The sequence below is a fragment of the Yersinia sp. 2542 StPb PI genome (assembly GCF_048593855.1).
GTDB lineage: Bacteria > Pseudomonadota > Gammaproteobacteria > Enterobacterales > Enterobacteriaceae > Yersinia > Yersinia enterocolitica_E.
Genome location: NZ_JAZGQA010000443.1, coordinates 1 through 812, shown reverse-complemented (window position 1 = coordinate 812; position 812 = coordinate 1). Strand labels below are relative to the sequence as shown.

Sequence of the window (812 nt, the reverse complement as noted above, 5' to 3'; positions counted from 1 at the left end):
CTATCAATTTTTACCGTGCCGCTGCCACGTTTAACCAATGTACCGCTACCGCTGATCGCGTTGGATAAATTCCAGACTGACGCCGTATCCAAGATTAGCTCACCGTTATTTGCAACACTGCTGCTCCCCAGATTGCCTGCATTATTGGCAGTCAACACCGTCCCTGCGTCAGTGGTAAATAAGCCCGAATAGCCACTATTGTCTGCGGCCAGTTGGACATTGGCACTGTTGGAAAGTTGGACGTTGCCGCTACCCGCCAACGCGTTCAGCAGCACCCCGCTGGTATTATCCAGATTAAGCAGGCCGTTATTGTTAATCGCTCCCGAGCCTAGCCCTTGGACCTGATACAGATGTGCTGTCGCGCCACTGGCAATGTCAGTGCTGCCAGTAAAGCCACTATTAGCTTGAGTGATACTCAGTAAACCGCCGGCCAGATCCAGCTCACCAACGCCCGTCAATACGCCATCAACCTGCCCGCCATTAGTGACGGTTAACTTGCCGCTATTGAAGTCCAATGTACTGCCGGTTTCAGTGGCTAACTGACCCACCGTCTGCTGAGTCCCGTTGAGATCAACATTCGTCGCCGTGCTCATCGCCAACAGAGAAGTTTGCCCCAGTACTGAATCCGCAGCCAGACGGACATTGCCTGCACGCACCCATGTCGCGCCGGTATAGCTGTTGGTCGAATTCGATAACGATGCAATGCTGCCGTCATTAGCGGAAACAAAGGCCAGGTCGCCACTGCCCGTCACCTGAGCGGAGAGATCATTAGCCTGCGTACCATTGTTTGCCAAGGTTGCCGTTAATATCAG

Annotated in this window: 1 pseudogene; it reads right to left on the bottom strand. The window is 53.3% G+C overall.

What is annotated here, in order from left to right:
* Positions 1 to 812, bottom strand: a pseudogene (locus tag V1952_RS22185) (autotransporter outer membrane beta-barrel domain-containing protein); the annotation flags it as partial.